General features: G+C 35.2%; 19 protein-coding genes, 1 tRNA gene and 1 riboswitch. Of the genes, 7 read left to right on the forward strand and 13 right to left on the reverse strand.

Annotated features, from left to right (window positions below):
• Positions 1-35: 35 nt before the first annotated feature.
• Genes JEOSCH030_RS02935 through JEOSCH030_RS02950 form a run of 4 tightly spaced genes read right to left on the reverse strand, consistent with a single transcriptional unit; the run spans position 36 to position 3,510 of the window.
• Complete coding sequence (locus JEOSCH030_RS02935; protein ID WP_208454277.1) at positions 36-1,391, reverse strand: anthrax toxin lethal factor-related metalloendopeptidase; 1,356 nt, start codon at positions 1,389-1,391, stop codon at positions 36-38.
• Between the two features lie 18 nt (positions 1,392-1,409).
• Positions 1,410-1,688: a YciI family protein gene (locus JEOSCH030_RS02940; RefSeq protein WP_328794776.1), complete on the reverse strand. Its 279-nt coding sequence runs from the start codon at positions 1,686-1,688 to the stop codon at positions 1,410-1,412.
• A 57-nt stretch (positions 1,689-1,745) separates the two neighbouring features.
• Positions 1,746-2,279: a thioredoxin domain-containing protein gene (locus JEOSCH030_RS02945; RefSeq protein ID WP_185125132.1), complete on the reverse strand. Its 534-nt coding sequence runs from the start codon at positions 2,277-2,279 to the stop codon at positions 1,746-1,748.
• A gap of 52 nt (positions 2,280-2,331) precedes the next feature.
• Positions 2,332-3,510, reverse strand: coding sequence for a M20 metallopeptidase family protein (locus tag JEOSCH030_RS02950; protein ID WP_185125133.1), 1,179 nt, complete (start codon positions 3,508-3,510; stop codon positions 2,332-2,334).
• A gap of 313 nt (positions 3,511-3,823) precedes the next feature.
• Between JEOSCH030_RS02950 and JEOSCH030_RS02955 the strand changes: the two genes are divergently transcribed.
• Genes JEOSCH030_RS02955 through JEOSCH030_RS02975 form a run of 5 tightly spaced genes read left to right on the forward strand, consistent with a single transcriptional unit; the run spans position 3,824 to position 8,058 of the window.
• Entirely contained in the window at positions 3,824-4,981 is a 1,158-nt protein-coding gene (locus JEOSCH030_RS02955) for a betaine/proline/choline family ABC transporter ATP-binding protein (RefSeq protein WP_185125134.1), read from the forward strand.
• Positions 4,978-5,613, forward strand: coding sequence for an ABC transporter permease (locus JEOSCH030_RS02960; protein ID WP_185125135.1), 636 nt, complete (start codon positions 4,978-4,980; stop codon positions 5,611-5,613). The genes JEOSCH030_RS02955 and JEOSCH030_RS02960 overlap by 4 nt, the downstream gene beginning before the upstream one ends.
• Positions 5,614-5,623: 10 nt before the next feature.
• The gene (locus tag JEOSCH030_RS02965) at positions 5,624-6,553 is read left to right on the forward strand and encodes an osmoprotectant ABC transporter substrate-binding protein (protein WP_185125136.1); all 930 of its coding nucleotides are present in this window, start codon (positions 5,624-5,626) and stop codon (positions 6,551-6,553) included.
• A gap of 1 nt (position 6,554) precedes the next feature.
• Complete coding sequence (locus tag JEOSCH030_RS02970) at positions 6,555-7,244, forward strand: ABC transporter permease (protein WP_185125137.1); 690 nt, start codon at positions 6,555-6,557, stop codon at positions 7,242-7,244.
• A gap of 58 nt (positions 7,245-7,302) precedes the next feature.
• Positions 7,303-8,058, forward strand: coding sequence for an alpha/beta hydrolase (locus tag JEOSCH030_RS02975; protein ID WP_185125138.1), 756 nt, complete (start codon positions 7,303-7,305; stop codon positions 8,056-8,058).
• A gap of 33 nt (positions 8,059-8,091) precedes the next feature.
• On the opposite strand, the gene JEOSCH030_RS02980 is transcribed toward JEOSCH030_RS02975, so the two are convergent.
• Positions 8,092-8,802, reverse strand: coding sequence for an MOSC domain-containing protein (locus JEOSCH030_RS02980; RefSeq protein WP_185125139.1), 711 nt, complete (start codon positions 8,800-8,802; stop codon positions 8,092-8,094).
• Positions 8,803-8,804: 2 nt separating this feature from the next.
• Positions 8,805-9,665 (reverse strand): fumarylacetoacetate hydrolase family protein, encoded by an 861-nt coding sequence (locus JEOSCH030_RS02985; RefSeq protein ID WP_185125140.1) that lies wholly within the window; start codon positions 9,663-9,665, stop codon positions 8,805-8,807.
• A gap of 128 nt (positions 9,666-9,793) precedes the next feature.
• Here JEOSCH030_RS02985 and JEOSCH030_RS02990 point away from each other — a divergent pair, with 128 nt between their 5' ends.
• Positions 9,794-10,228 carry an acyl-CoA thioesterase gene (locus JEOSCH030_RS02990; protein WP_185125141.1) on the forward strand — a complete coding sequence of 145 codons (435 nt, stop codon included), beginning with the start codon at positions 9,794-9,796 and terminating at the stop codon, positions 10,226-10,228.
• Positions 10,229-10,275: 47 nt separating this feature from the next.
• Here JEOSCH030_RS02990 and JEOSCH030_RS02995 read toward each other — a convergent pair whose 3' ends face one another.
• The 5 genes from JEOSCH030_RS02995 to JEOSCH030_RS03015 form a co-directional block, all read right to left on the reverse strand.
• On the reverse strand, positions 10,276-11,094 hold the full coding sequence (locus tag JEOSCH030_RS02995; protein WP_185125142.1) for a metallophosphoesterase: 819 nt from the start codon (positions 11,092-11,094) through the stop codon (positions 10,276-10,278).
• A 114-nt stretch (positions 11,095-11,208) separates the two neighbouring features.
• Complete coding sequence (locus JEOSCH030_RS03000) at positions 11,209-11,406, reverse strand: hypothetical protein (protein ID WP_185125143.1); 198 nt, start codon at positions 11,404-11,406, stop codon at positions 11,209-11,211.
• A gap of 154 nt (positions 11,407-11,560) precedes the next feature.
• The gene (tenA, locus tag JEOSCH030_RS03005; RefSeq protein WP_185125144.1) at positions 11,561-12,235 is read right to left on the reverse strand and encodes a thiaminase II; all 675 of its coding nucleotides are present in this window, start codon (positions 12,233-12,235) and stop codon (positions 11,561-11,563) included.
• A 76-nt stretch (positions 12,236-12,311) separates the two neighbouring features.
• Positions 12,312-12,409: riboswitch (TPP riboswitch) on the reverse strand.
• Positions 12,410-12,604: 195 nt separating this feature from the next.
• Positions 12,605-13,126, reverse strand: a complete 522-nt coding sequence (locus JEOSCH030_RS03010) for a hypothetical protein (protein ID WP_185125145.1) — start codon at positions 13,124-13,126, stop codon at positions 12,605-12,607.
• Positions 13,127-13,238: 112 nt separating this feature from the next.
• Positions 13,239-13,309: transfer RNA gene (locus tag JEOSCH030_RS03015), tRNA-Thr, on the reverse strand.
• Positions 13,310-13,406: 97 nt separating this feature from the next.
• Here JEOSCH030_RS03015 and JEOSCH030_RS03020 point away from each other — a divergent pair.
• Positions 13,407-14,300, forward strand: coding sequence for a diacylglycerol/lipid kinase family protein (locus JEOSCH030_RS03020; RefSeq protein WP_185125146.1), 894 nt, complete (start codon positions 13,407-13,409; stop codon positions 14,298-14,300).
• A gap of 94 nt (positions 14,301-14,394) precedes the next feature.
• Here JEOSCH030_RS03020 and JEOSCH030_RS03025 read toward each other — a convergent pair whose 3' ends face one another.
• Positions 14,395-15,198 (reverse strand): sugar phosphate isomerase/epimerase family protein, encoded by an 804-nt coding sequence (locus JEOSCH030_RS03025; protein WP_185125147.1) that lies wholly within the window; start codon positions 15,196-15,198, stop codon positions 14,395-14,397.
• Positions 15,176-16,276, reverse strand: coding sequence for an ABC transporter ATP-binding protein (locus tag JEOSCH030_RS03030; protein WP_185125148.1), 1,101 nt, complete (start codon positions 16,274-16,276; stop codon positions 15,176-15,178). Before JEOSCH030_RS03030 ends, JEOSCH030_RS03025 begins: the two co-directional genes overlap by 23 nt.
• Positions 16,277-16,280 lie beyond the last annotated feature (4 nt).

Consider the following 16,280-nt stretch of genomic DNA (forward strand, 5'->3'; position numbering starts at 1 on the left):
ATTAAGGCCTGAGTAAAATACCCAGGCCTTAAGTCTTATTGTTTTTTCTTACGATAAAATATTACTCCTAAAATTACGACAACTATAGCGATGAGTGTGACAAGCACTTTAGTGATAGTCGATTTCAATTCTTCTTGTGCCGCTTCTTGTTCTCTTTTTTCTTGTTCTTCTTTTTCTAAAGCAGCTTGTTTTTCAGCTTCTTTTTCAGCTTGTTCTTTTTCTTCTTGCTCTTTTCTCTCTTGTTCTGCCTTAACTTCTGCTTCAGCAGCAAGTTCAGCTTCATAAGTTTCATTCAGACTATTATTCAAGCTATCTACACCGCTCTGACTGATTTCATTACCACCAGATGTGTAAGCATGATTATTAACATCATCAATATATGTCTTAGCATTTTGAAGCGCTAATGTTAATGTCTGACCCATTTCTTTATCCTGATATGCTGTCTCTACTTCTTCAATCGTTGATTCTAATTCAGTAATATCCACTTCTGGTGGATCTTCTACGCTACCTGTTAAAGCAGAACGCGTATAAGAGGTATAAACATCTTCTCCATCAGCATCTTTAGCAACGACTTTAAAGTCGTAAGTTGTATCAGTATCTAAACCTTCAAATCTATAACTCGAATCTGTGGTCGTGCCTACAGATTCACCATTTCTAAAGACTTCATATTCAGAAACGCCTTCACTTAAATCCCAGTGCATTGTCGCAGTATTCCCTGTCACTTCACCAACTGATATGATTCTCTCAGCAAATGAGTCAAAGAACTCAAAAGTTCTTGGCGCTCTATTCTGTAATTTATTACGTGATTCTTCATTTAGATAGTACATAGCAAATGCTTCGCCGAAGTATTCATCAACAATTCCATAGTATTCTCTTTGTGAATCATCACCAAATAGACTATCAACCTCAGCTTGATGAATGGCTTGAAACTCTTCAGTTTCACTGACCTTAACTCCGACCGTAAATGAGTCAACAACATGGCCGTACTCATGTAACTCTAGATTAATGGCTGAATGCCCTTGACCAGGGTTACTGTAGCCGACACGAGCAATTGACTCATAACCACCTGCACCAGGAATAGTATCCCAGGAATTGGTATGTCCCTTAGGCACGATTCCTTTAAGATATTCAAACTCAGGTTGGTCTGTTATTGGTGTGTCTGCTAATATAAATCTTGCTCCATGATTATTCGTCTCATATAAAATTCTACCATCAACTTGATTTAATCGACTGACCATATTCCAGGCTTCTTGATTAGCTTCATCCGAAGATGTTCTAATATCCACCATGTTTAATAAGTATGGATTAAATTGCTCTTCTGCATTAAGTTGAGGCGTTATTACAAATAACATCGAGAGAACAAGTATGATTATTCTCTTGGTTGCCTTCATCGTCATCACTCCGTACATTTAAAACTGATAATCGCTCTCCATTTCCCATTCATGGAACTCATAATTTCTTGCCTTGAGCTTAATATAAGGATCTTTTTCGACAAGCTCAATCAAAGCATCATCGTCTGACGCTTTGTAGATTACCAGTCCACCACTACCGTCAGTAAATTTCCCATTCATCAAGATATTCCCGAGCGCTCTTTCTTCTTTTAAGAACTCTAGATGTGCTGGTCTGTGTTGTTTTGATAATTCTTCATCTTTCATGGTTAAAAATACTGCGTAATATTTCACTGACACGCTCATCTCCTTAAATGATTACTATACACTAAATTAAAATAGACTTGAAATACAAGCCTATAATAATGGTTTTATTTTCTTTTTAAATAAGTCAGCTATTTCTTCTTCTGACAGTTCTGTTGGTTTATAATCCTCTACTTTTTCACCATCGATAAACACCGTTGGCACAATTTTTAAGCCGCGCTCATTAAAATCTTTAAGCACTTCTTGTCCACGATCATATTGTGCTTTTAATTCAGGTAGTCCAAGTTCATTTTCACACTTGTCTATTGTTTCTCTAAAACTTCCTGACCAGGATTTTTGTGTGTCGAATAATTCTTTCATTGTACTATATCCTTCGACTGGGTCATCATGGTCAACATAATTATTCGCAATCGTTCCACGTAATAGTTGAGCTTTTGTTCTATCTACATGTTTAATTACAAGTTTAATATGTCCATCATCTGCATAGGGTTTTAGAACTTTATCTGCTACATCAAAAAACACTTTACTGTATGGACATCCCAAATTCACAAAAGCTTCAACTTCTACTTTGGCATGGTCTAAGCCAATCGTTAAATACTCAATATCAGCACTATATCTATTCTTCATGTTTGCCCTCCTAGATATATATCTTATTTAGTCATACCCTAAACTCGAAATTTTAGTCTTCATTCAAATAAGAATAAGCGAAGTGACTTAAGATAGCTGCACCATAAGGTAGTGCATCCTCATCAACATTAAATTTCGGATGATGATTCGGATATGAGGTGTCATCTCCTCCATTGGTGCCGAGTCTAAAGAAGACGCCAGGAATTTCGTTAGTATAGTAAGAAAAATCCTCCCCGCCCATAGAAGGTTTGACTTCAAGCAACTTATCTTTGCCGAGAATATCTTCAACAACTTTCTCTAAATTTGGAATTAGTGAAATATCATTTTTAACTGATGGAATACCCTCAAGGTAATTAAACTCATATGTTCCACCCATACCTTCTGTTATTCCTCTGATATACTCTTCCATTTTCTCTTTAACTATTGGTCTTAAATTTGGATTTAACAAGCGTACAGTGCCTTCCAATCTAACCTCTGGGGCAATGACATTTCTTGCAAAACCACCATTAATCTTTCCTATTGTTATGACAATATTCTCTAAAGGATCAATGACCCTAGAAACGACTTGTTGAATAGAAGAAACAACTGTTGATGCAATAGCAATTGGATCGATGGATAGATGAGGATGAGCAGCATGTCCACCTTTACCAATTATTTTAATATCAAACTCATCAGCACATGCTGTCGCATAACCAGGTGTTATAGAAGTCTCACCTGTTTTTACAGTAGGATGCACGTGTAGTCCTGCAATAACATCAACATCAGGGCTTTTTAGGGCACCTTCTTCAGCCATGACAGCTGCTCCACTATATCCTTCTTCAGCGGGTTGAAAAATTAGTTTAATGTTTCCTTTTTTTGGTGGATTTTCAGCTATAAGATGCGCAACACCTAACAGGATCGCTGTGTGCGCATCATGCCCACACATATGACCCACACCCTCATTTGTTGATTTATAAGGGATATCACTTTCTTCTTGTATAGGAAGTGCATCCATGTCAGCACGTAAGGCTACTGTTGGACCATCACTCTCTCCTTTTAATGTTGCAGTGAGTCCTGTTTTAGCAACCGGATAGTCAATTTCGAAATTGAGATCCTCTAATTTCTCTTTAACATATTTTACGGTTTCATATTCTTCAAATGATAACTCAGGATGTTGATGTATATGTCTACGCCATTCAACTATCTTAGGTTTTAATTCTTCTGCACGCTTTAAAATATTATGATTTTTCATTGAAACCATCCTTTCTTATTACGTCAAAATTAGATTAAGAATCAGTTAATGTCAAAGAAAAAATCTGAATATTTTATTTATTTTTGGGTATATAGCATTATGGATATCTACATAAACGAAATTTCAAATCAATTTTCTTTAATTTTTACTACTATAATATTTCAAAAAAAATTTCACATTTTCTTTTAAAATTCTTTTTATAAAAAGGGTTTTATCATGTGAAAAATTTCGTAAATATGAAATTTTTTCTTCCTTATGTTATACTTCCATTATTATTTGCTCAACTTTTTAAACACAGAAAAGGAGACAAGATATGCTTAGTTTTAAGAACATTTCTAAAACTTATGGCGGTAGCAAAAAAGCCGTCGATAATATTTCACTCGATATTAATGAAGGTGAATTTATCGCTTTTATTGGGACGAGTGGGAGTGGTAAAACTACTGCTCTAAGAATGATCAATCGCATGATTGAACCTACATCAGGAACCATCACTATAAATGGTGAGGACATCTCCAAAAAAAATCCAGTTGAACTTCGTCGTGGCATTGGTTATGTCATTCAACAAATTGGATTATTACCTCATATGACAATCAAAGAAAATATTACACTTGTTCCTAGACTTTTAAAGTGGTCTGACGAAGACAAAGACGAAAAAGCTCGCGAACTTATCAAGCTTGTCGATTTACCAGAAGAGTATCTCGACCGCTATCCTTCCGAACTCTCAGGTGGTCAACAACAACGTATTGGTGTGGTTCGAGCACTTGCAGCAGAACAAAACATCATCCTCATGGATGAACCTTTCGGTGCGCTAGACCCAATTACGCGCGATACCTTACAAGATTTAGTTAAAGAACTTCAAAAAAAATTAGGTAAAACTTTTATTTTCGTTACTCATGATATGGATGAGGCGATTAAACTCGCAGATAGAATTGTCATTATGAGTCACGGAAAAGTCATTCAATTTGATACACCGGATGAGATTTTAAGAAACCCTGCAAATGACTTCGTTCGCGACTTCATCGGTGAAGGTCGTCTCATTCAGGACCGTCCAAACATGAGAACTGTTCAGGATGCTATGATTCAGCCAGTTAGTATCACTGTCGATAAATCTATCAATGACTGCATCGCTCTAATGAGAGAAAAACGTATCGATACGATTTTTGTGACAGATCACAATAATAAATTGCTCGGCTTCGTAGATATCGAAGATATTAATGAAGGTTATAGAAAAGGTATGGATCTAATTGATTTAATGAATCGTGATGTTTATCGCATCGGTGTCGATTCTAAACTTCAAGACTCTGTACGTACCATCTTGAAACGAAACATAAGAAATATTCCAGTTATCGATGATAACAACAAATTAATTGGCCTTATTACTCGTTCAAACTTAGTGGATATTGTCTATGACACAATCTGGGGAGAACAAGAGGTAAACGAAAGTAATTCCGTAGGAGTTGAGCAGCCATGATGGATTTCATTAGTTCCAATGGTACTGATTTACTCTATAAAACATGGGAACACCTATATATTTCTATAATTTCTTTAGGGATTGGTATTATTATTGCGGTCCCTGTGGGAATGGCGATTGCTAACACTAAACGTTTAGCTGGTTGGATATTAACTCTCGCCGGAGTGCTACAAACTGTCCCAACTCTAGCAGTGCTTGCGCTCATGATTCCCTTATTTGGAATTGGGCGTGTACCCGCCATTATTGCACTTAGTGCATATATCTTATTACCGATTTTAAACAACACGATTATCGGTGTCAGAAATATAGATCCTGACTTAAGAGACGCTGCTAAGAGTATGGGAATGACCAAAGGTCAAGTAATCAAAAGTCTTGAAATCCCCTTAGCCACGCCTTTAATTTTAAGTGGTGTCCGACTATCTTCGGTATATGTAATTTCGTGGGCAACGCTTGCGAGTTATATCGGAGCAGGTGGTCTAGGTGATTATATTTTTAACGGTCTAAATACCTACCAACCAGAATTGATTATAAGTGCAACAGTCATGGTAACAGTAATTGCTCTACTTGCTGACTATTGTCTCGCACTTGCAGAGAAATGGATCACACCCAAAGGATTAAAAGTATCCAGATAGGAGAAAATATATGACAAAGATTAAAAAATTTCTAGCTGTCATACTCGTGTCTGTCATCTTCTTATCCGGGTGTAGCTTACCTGGTTTAAGTAGCAGTTCGAGTGATGGCATCGCAATTACATCATTATCTACATCAGAATCACAAATTACTTCACATATGGTCAGACTGATGATTGAACATTATAGTGAAGGTGAACTACAACCAACTTTAATCAATAATCTTGGATCATCAACAATTCAACATAACGCACTGATGACAGGTGATGCAGAAGTATCTGGTACTAGATATACTGGTACAGATTTAACAGGCGCCTTACAAGAAGACCCTGTTAGCGACCCTGATGAAGCCCTAAGATTAGTACAAGAAGGTTTTAAAGAGAGACATGATATGAAATTTTATAATTCATATGGCTTTGATAACACTTATGCCTTTATGGTGACACAGGAAACTGCAGATGAATATAATCTAGAAACTACTTCAGATTTAGCTGAATATGCTGATGAATTCGCTGTTGGTGTCGATAACTCTTGGGTTAACCGTGAAGGTGATGGCTATGATGCTTTCCAAGAAGCTTATGGTTTTGGATTCTCTGACATGAGTCCAATGCAAATTAGTTTAGTATATGAAGCCTTAAATACCGGTAGTCTTGATGTTGCTTTAGGTTATACGACAGATGGTCGTATTGCGGCTTACGATTTAGTTGTTTTAGAAGATGATTTATTATTCTTCCCACCATATGATGCTTCACCATTTGCAACTTATGATGTCATCGAAGAGTATCCAGTTATCGACGAGGCACTTACTCGTTTAGAAGGTACAATTACAACTGAAACAATGCAACAACTAAACTACCGAGCAGATGAAGAAGGTATTGAACCTGCCATTGTTGCAGAAGAATTTTTAGAAGAACACAATTACTTTGAAGGGGAGGAAAATTAAGATGGAAGGTAACTTACTAGTTGAACTATTTGATTACTTTACAAATAACTTCCCATACTTATTCCGACTCTTCTTAGACCACCTACTAATGAGTGTCTACGGTGTTTTATTCGCCGCTATTATCGGGGTACCAATCGGAATATTTATTGCTCGTTATTCAAAACTATCTGGTTTTGTAATCACTTTGGCAAACATCATACAAACGATCCCCGCTTTAGCTATGCTTGCAATTTTAATGTTAGTTATGGGGCTCGGAACAAACACCGTTATTATGACTGTTTTCCTATACGCCCTCTTACCAATTATTAAAAATACTTATGCTGGTATTAAAGGTGTAGATCATAACATCACAGATGCTGGTAAAAGTATGGGTATGACAAGAAATCAGGTTTTAAGAATGATTGAATTGCCTCTTGCACTATCAGTCATTATCGGTGGTTTTCGTATCGCTCTTGTTGTAGCAATTGGGGTTGTTGCAATTGGGTCCTTTATCGGAGCACCAACGCTGACAGATTTAATCATCCGTGGAACAAATGCCACTGATGGTACAGTTTATATTCTAGCTGGTGCAATTCCAATCGCATTAATTGCCGTGATTATCGACTTCGCTCTTCGTTTTGTTGAACGTAAACTAGACCCAACTCATAATTCAGATGATAAAGAACCAAAAGCTCAAACAATTAACGACTAATCTTGAGCGACCCTCTCTAGGGTCGCTTTTACATTACAAACAGAAAGGTCCTGATTACATGGCACTCATGCGTGTCAATTTCTACTCTAAAGTACTTGGTAAACATCATCATTTTAATTTGATATTACCGGAAGATGACAGTCATTATGAAATAGAAAAAGAAAATAAATTACTTCCATCTTTGATGATTCTTCATGGTCTTTCAAGCGATAATAATTCATACTTACGCTTTACCAGTGTTGAGCGATACGCCAATGATTATGGTGTAGCGATTATTCTTCCTGATGGTGATCATAGCTTTTATGCCAATATGAAGTACGGACATAGTTACGAAGATCATATCTTAGAGGTGTGGGCTTACGCTCATAAAGTATTCCCTTTATCTTTAAAACGTGAAGATAATTATCTTGCAGGACATTCAATGGGTGGTTTTGGTGCGATCAAGACCAGCTTTGAACATCCAGAACTATTTTCAAAAGCATGTTATATGTCCGCAGCCACTAATCTTGAAAGAATGATTAATTATGATTGGCAAGATTTTAAAGTAGCAGGCATAATTGGAGATGTTTCAACTACTAAAGGTACAGAACTTGATATAACAGCAATTATTGAAAAAGGGATTGCCTCAAATAACCTTCCTGAACTCTACATCATGTGTGGAACAGAAGATGAGCTACACAGTGACAATTTAAAATTTGTTGAAACACTTCGTTCAAAAGGGGTTAAGCTTAAATTTGAAGATGGCCCTGGTGAACATGATTATGCATACTGGGATCAAGGAATTAAAAAGGCTCTTGAATGGATGAGCAATTAAAAAAGAGTAGAAATTTAAAATTTCTACTCTTTTTTATATATTTGGTCCATAATGGCGTTTTGTATCGTCAATTTCTTCACCCTTAAGTAAACGATTGATTGTTTCAACCCAAGACGATGGCGTGAAAACACTATCTCTTAGGTTTTCTAATAAACCAATGTTATCTTTTTGATGATAAAGCACCTCATTCATCCGACCAATCGACCATTCTGGCGACGGTCTTTCAACTAAGACAAACTCATCATTAGCCCTTACTTTACCTTCCTGTAAGACTCTGAAATACCAGCCAGTTCTACCTGTTTGTTCTATTTTTTTGGCAAGCTCCAAATCTCTATGACGACGTGCGGGCTTCCAGCATGGACGACGCGGTTGAGACACTTGGATGACCGCTTCTCCAAGTTCATATATGTCGCCAATACACACCGAATCTTCATCCATATGCATGACAGCAAGATTTTCACCATTTCCTCCAGGTCCTATATCTTCATTATCTATTTCAACTTTCCACAGATCATAATGAGCTAGAGGATATGCAAATACTGCCTTTTCAGAACCACCATGATGTTTTGTATCTTGACACTCGTCCCCTAAAAAACCATTTGTAGATAAAAATACTGCCTGATTTCTTTCTTCTTTGAAAGCACCCGTTTGCCATTCTTGATCCATCTTATCACTTGCTCCAGGATGCCCAATAGTTTTAACTTTACCCGTAAAAAGCGAATGCACTTTACCATAAACAGTCATTCTTATCTCTCCATTTCAAAACGGTTTGTTAAACGTCCTAGTGATTCAATTTCAACTGTGACTATATCTCCATCTTTAATCCATGGCTTCACTGCTGTTTTATAACCCGAAGCGACACCCTCAGGTGTTCCAGTAAGTATAATATCTCCTGGTTCTAGAGTCATATATTGGGATATATGAGAAACTAAACTTTTACTTTTAAAAATCATATCATTTGTATTCGAATCTTGTCGAAGTTCGCCATTTACATATGTTTTTATCCGTAGTTTATGAGGTTCTCCTAACTCTTCTAAAGTTACAATATAAGGACCTACTGGACAAAAACCATCATAAGTTTTACCTGTTAGCCACTGACTAGTCTTAAACTGGGATTCTCTTTCCGAGACGTCATTAGCATTACTATAACCAAAAACATAATCCATCGCTTCCTCACGACTGACATTTTTAGCACGCTTACCGATGATTAGCGCAAGCTCGCCTTCATAATCAATCATCTCTGTTCCCTTAGGGATTTTAATTGTAGATTGATCAGCTGTTAGAGCATTATTAAATTTAGAGAATAAAATTGGCCTATCTGGTATATCGACTTTCATCTCTTCAGCGTGTCTCTTGTAGTTCAAGCCCACACATATAATCTTCTTTGGATTTGGAATGACCGGTCCTAGAGTTAAATCTTCATAATTTAAAAACTCAACACCTTCACCCTCAACATAGAAATCAATCAGCGCCTCTAATTTCGCTAGATTACTCATCACATCTTCTATACTAGAAAAGTCATCTGATATATCAAGTACACCCTTAGACGTGAGTACTCCTGTACGGTACGTTTGACTTATGTCATCTACAAATGTTAAAAGTTTCATCCTACTACCTCCTGCATCTACCTTCCTTCTATCATACCCCTTATTGTCGAAACCATAAACTCTTGATGAATTATTATCTTAATTAGGAATGATATAATAAAAAGAAGAAATATATAGGAGGCAATACTATGACTGTTCATATCGCAGAAAATGAACTTCAAATTTTATATGCAGATACCGATATGATGGGGGTAATTTACCATGGAAACTACATCAAATGGTTGGAAATCGGTCGTCGTCAACTTATAGAAGATATTGGTTATGATTATTTAACGATGGAGAAAAACGGATATCTTGCTCCCGTTCATAATGTAGATATCACATATGATAACCCGCTTAAATATGGAGATAAAGCGATTCTCCGCACTTGGATTGAAGAAAACACTGGTGTACGTATCGTCTATGGTTTTGAAATCGTTAATCAAGATGGTTTAATTTGTACGCATGGGACCACAACCTTACTAGTTGTAAAGAAAGTTGATGGCAAATTCAAACCTGTTGTTTTTAAAAGAGTCTTTCCAGAGTGGTTCTCTAAATATGAAGAGATTAAAGTTAAAAAGTAAATATTATATAAGAAAAGCGGATTATTGTTGTCAATAATCCGCTTCTTTCATATCTCAATAACTTCTAGAGCATCTCTGATTTCGTGGACAATTTCTTTCGTTCTCCACTCTCTTTTGTAACCTAAACAGGCACAGATATACTCTACTCCGCCCTCTTCTACCTTATGTCTAAAATGGATATGACCCATAATACTATACCTGATATCATAATCTTCATAAAAAGAATCAAAATCTGAAGTTCCTATAAACGCATTATAGTAATCGAATATTCGATTAGGCATCGGTACTCTAAATGCTTTATGGGTAGCCACATGTGTCATGAGAATAATCTTTTTATCTTTAACACTTTCTAAATCCTGCTGAGCGTTTTCAGCCATTTTTTTAGAGACTTCCACATCACTCATCTGCCAGTCAATCCGAACTAAATCTTGCCAAGTCCCCCCGTAATAAGAACGTTCTTTTAAGCGGTCGTAAGAAAATCGATCACTTGCATAACTGTAATCATACCAACCTGCATTCATCACCAGGGCCCAGCCATTCCCTAAATCAACAGGACTGCCCGTTCTATAGTATTTAGTATTCTTAAAGAAATTATAAATATCCCATGTTGATTTATCATCCTGAGATTGATTCCAAAAATCGTGATTGCCTGGAACAAAATATATCTCGATACCCGTCATCTGCTCCAAAGCTTGCAAAAATCTAAAAGAGCGCATGTGGTCGTTAGAAATATCTCCGGCAATTAACAGCATATCTAAAGCCTGTCTATTGACCTCATTCGCTAATGTTAAGGTAAAATCTTTTTGTTGTAATGTTTCATCATTGTATCTATCGATATGTAAATCAGAAATTACACCAATCTTCATCGGTATTCTCGCCCCTAAAGTTTCAATTAACTCTAGTATATATGATGACCATATGATATTTCACTTCTCAGGCTTATAAAAAATACCACCGGTTTACCGGTGGTATTGTGCAACTTATGCACCATCATCATCTGATTCTTCAGTATCTTCTGTTTCAGTGTCTTCAGTTTCAGTATCTGTGCTATCTTCTGTTTCTGTGCTTTCAGTCTCTGTCGATTCTTCTGTTTCTGTACCTTCTTCTTCTGTGTCTCCGCCGCATGCAGCCAGTGCTAATACTCCAATAAGAGATGTAATCGTTGCAAGTTTTTTCATAATAACTTCCAGCTCCTTAAAAGTAGAATAGGTTTTCAGACTGAATCATGATGTTAGTATTAGCTTACCCTATTGGAAAAAGTGAATACACCTGATTTACAGACCTTTAACAATTTAGAAAACTTATAATTATGAATAATTGAATGTCTTACTTCTATAAATCGATTACTTTCTTCCAGTCTGATTTATTTTCACACATGTCCCAAAACATATATTCATATTTACTGGTTGTTACTACAATCTCTTCTAATACCTTAAGTTCACGTTCAGGTTTACCCTCAGCTAAATCATTCATAAGTTTTATGGCCATATCATTTAATTCTGTAAACTCTTCATCAGAATACATATCTACCCATTCTTTATATGGATTATTATCATGGTTATAATTCGCCTTTAAATGTTTACCAATATAGTTATAAGACCAAGCACAAGTTAACAAACAAGCCGCAACAACTGCAGCGTCTCCTCTTTGTGCATGATTAAGCATATATGAAGTATAAGCTGTGTTTTCATAAGAAGCTTCTGTTTCTAGTAAAGTTTCCTCAGAAATACCAAACCTTTTTGAGAAAGCTCTATGTAGCTCCATTTCTCCAAAAAGTGTACCGTGTAATATATTAGTAAATAAATTCATTGTTTCTAAGTTTGGTGACTTCTCCGCACCGATTGCCATTAAGCGCGCATATTCAACTAGATAAACATAATCTTGCTTTAGCCAATGCTGAAACTTATCCACTTCTAGGGAACCATCGCCTAGACCTTTAACAAAAGGATGGTCTAAATAAGACTCCCAAATATCTTCCACACTTAACCACAGTCTTTCAGTAAACATATTCCATTCTCCTTTTGACTAGACAAGATAAAAACCCGAACCTTTCGTGGTCCGGGTCTATAAATAGAAATACTGAATTTATCGACACAGACTTCCCTAGCGCAGGTACTAACCTACAGGTTCAAAGGGTCGAATTTGATCTCTCAGCACAATTGTGCACCCCTAGTCTTTTATATTTTGTTGGATGGTCGTAAAGGCAAAACTTTGCACCCTGAAGTTTTTGAGATAAACTCTCCATCGAAGTACGCTTAGTCACAATGATATTCATCATTCGTATTCAAATCCTTAAGTCGTAAAAAAGATAGTGAAAACGTAAGTCGTAAGCCATCAATTTTTTCAATAAGAATTGCGTACTTCTACCAATCATAATTACAAGGTATTCAAAGTAACTTCAATTGTTTCTGTACTGTTAAATTTATCGATTAGTATTGATTTTCTTTGCACATCTTTTTCTAGTTTTTCAAGGTATCCTCTAACCACTTCTTCATTGATAATACCTTCCTCAACAATACCAACACCTGAAACTGTCTTTATACGTTCTCTACCATAACCAAAGTCAATATTATTGGTAATGTTTTGAACTAAATCTCTCTCAATTTTCAAAGATTCTAAAACTGATGAAGCAGTCATATCCTTACCATCAATAGTAATGGTCCCTGTTGAATTCTTCAAATGTATTGCTGTTTTCAAAGTCACCAAATCTTCTTTTAAAGACTTGATTTTCTCTAAGGACTCGTCAACTTGTTTAACTCTATTACTATTATCAATTTTTTCATTGTTCACAGCGACTGGAACACGATAATCTGTACTAAATTTTTCGTACTCTTTTGAGAGCTCTCTTCTTAGATTACTGATTGTAAAAATTGCTTCTTGTAAAGTAAGTGTTGTCATTATAGCCTCCAAAAACCATAGTTTGTGCTTATACTTACAGTAATGAATTCATGATATTATTGCAAATACTAACCATAAAAAAAGCCAGCTCATCAATGAGCTAGCTTAAAAGAGCCGACAACGAGAATCGAACTCGTATTTCAGCCTTACCATGGCTGCGTTCTACCATTAAACTATGTCGGCGAATATTCCAATACATTTTACTATAGTATAAACAAATCAAATTTTCCAGTATTATTTCAAAGGATTGGTTATACTACTTATAATCGGAGGTGTCTTAATGAAAACTGCGTTAGTCATCATTAATAAAAAGTCAGGCAAAGAAAAATTTACACACATCAAAGAAACTTTAAGACAAACCTTAACAGCACAAGGTTTTAATATGACTGTTAACTACACTACGGCTGACAATGGTAGCCAGGGTATCATTACTGAATTAAACAAAGCTCCAGATCTACTTGTCATTGTAGATGGTGATGGCACAGTTAGTGATGTCATTAATCAACTGTATTTACATAATATAAACATTCCTATTGCAATTATACCTACTGGTACAACTAATGATCTTGCTCGTGTGAACGATGTTCCGTTAAACCCAATCAAAGCAGCAGAATCCATTCAAGCTCATTCTTCTAAGAAAATCGATGTGTTAAAAATAAATAGCTTCTATGCTTCTTATCTAGTAGCTTTTGGTAATTTTATGACTAGTTTTGCTAGAGTGTCTACAAATAATAAAAAGAGATTTGGTCGTCTTGCTTACTTATTTTCAGCTGTAAAAATTATTACACATTTAAAAAAATATCGAGTGCAGTTAAAAACTGACATTCTCGATATTGAGATAGACTCTGTCTTTACCATAGTGTCGAGCATCTCATCAGTAGGTAGTCTAGAAAAATTGTTGCCTACAGCAAAAGCCGATGATGGTTTACTACATATTTTGAATATTTCACCTGTTAGATTATTCGAAGTTCCTAAAATTTTATATCTTGCACTCTTAGGTAGGATTACAGAGCATCCAAAAGTCACTTATTTAACAGCAAAAAACGTCTCAGTGAGTACACAAAGTTTATCCTCCATGAACATAGATGGCGATTTACATTCCTATAAAGATAGTGACATAGAAGTATTAGAGCATCATATATCACTTGTAGAATATGACACTAATCCTCAATGAATTTCAACAACAAAATATTAACGTACGTTAGATTGAGTTACACCATGTAATCTAACGTACGTTTCTCACTAATATTTAAACCATATAGGCTTCGTTAATTGTTCGCTTTGAAAGTTTTGAACAAGTAATCTAAGTCTTCTTGAATAGCTTTAATATAATTACCAAGATCATAGTTATATTCTAGTACCAGTGTTGCGTTTGGTGTGTGTGTATTATATAAACTTATAAATCTTTCAAAATCTAATGAACCATCATGAATCCGATTATGATCATCTCTCCCCGCTGAATTATTATGAAGATGATAATGAGTAATTTGATTTTTCAAAGAGGTTATAATATTTTCAAGACTCCATTTGTTCGCATTAACATGACCGATATCAATAAGAACATTATTTCCTTCCTCTTTACACATCTCAATAAATTCTTTTTCATTAAATAAAACATTCTCTTTATCATATACACCAGCATTTTCGACTAGAATTTCTACATTTGATTTTTTACAAATTTCATTTAACTCTTGTAGATTCTTTTTACTTTCTGATAAAGACTTTAATTTATTTTCATCATTAATTTTTTTGTTATTATGATGAAACACAAGGTGATTAATGTTTAAATCTTCACATACTCTAAGTGTCTGTTCAATTTGCTCCATAGCATAATCATAAGATTCGGTGCCTTTCTCAGCAGTATGCTCTACTTTAAAATAAGGTCCATGCATAGATAGAGGTCTATCTTTAATAATATCTCTAATTTCTAGCAGTTCTTTTTCAAAATTTTCATTTTCAAAATTAGGAAACAACTCCAGTCCAAACTGAAATGTACCATAGTTGGATAAAAGTTCTTTTAGTGGATTAAAACCTGTTTTTATAAATGCATTAGTACTTAGTAGAATATTCATTAAAATCCTCCATCAAATAGTTATAATTTATTTCTGTATTTTTATCGAAAAAATGCACATACTCTCTATCTACTATTATTGATACTCTCTCTTGTTCAATTATCTTATTAGACATTACAATAATTTCTGACTCACCAATTTGAATTGTGTGGGCGACTTCAGCACCAAAGTTTTCTCTAAAAATTATTTTCCCTTTGATATCACCTTCATCATTAACACTAAGACGCATATGTTCTGGTCTAATCCCTAAATACACATCTTTGTCCTCAAGTTCAGAATTCATTGATTTTACTTGACTAACATCAAAAGTTTGATCATCGAAATGAAACTTGTGTTCCTGAATATATCCTTCTAGAATATTCATCGGGGGTGAGCCAATAAATCTAGCTGTAAATAAATTTCTAGGATGATGATAAACATTATACGGCGTATCAACCATCTGTACCTCGCCTTTATTTAATACAACTATCCGATTACCTAATGCCATCGCTTCTATTTGATCATGAGTTACATACACAAATGTTTGTTTAAATTCTTCATGTAGTTTTAATAACTCTCTTCGAGCTATTACTCTTAATTTCGCATCTAGGTTTGACAGTGGTTCATCTAGTAAAAAATAGTTAGATTGTTTCACTGTGGCTCTTGCTAATGCAACACGTTGCCTTTGACCACCAGATAAATCTTTAGGCATTCGTTTTCTAAACTTCTTTAGTTCAAGCATATTCAAAACTTTTTCTAAACGTTTTTCTCTTTCTCCTTTTGATACTTTGTTACGTTTTAGTGCATAAAGTATATTATTTTCAACTGACATATGTGGATACAAAGCATAATTCTGGAATACCATTGCTATATTTCGTTCCCCTGACGGTTTATGTGTGACATTTTCCTCATCAAGAAATATTTCTCCGCTTGTTATACTTTCGAGACCTGCAATCATTCGTAAAATTGTAGATTTACCACATCCAGATGGACCAAGGAATATTGTTCTTTCTCCTTCTCTAATCTCTAAATTGAGGTTTTCAATTATTATAGTGTCCCCATAACTTTTATTTACATTTTTTAAAATTATCGATGTCATATTT

Origin of the sequence: Jeotgalicoccus meleagridis (assembly GCF_903994045.1) — a bacterium.
GTDB classification, from domain to species: domain Bacteria; phylum Bacillota; class Bacilli; order Staphylococcales; family Salinicoccaceae; genus Jeotgalicoccus; species Jeotgalicoccus meleagridis.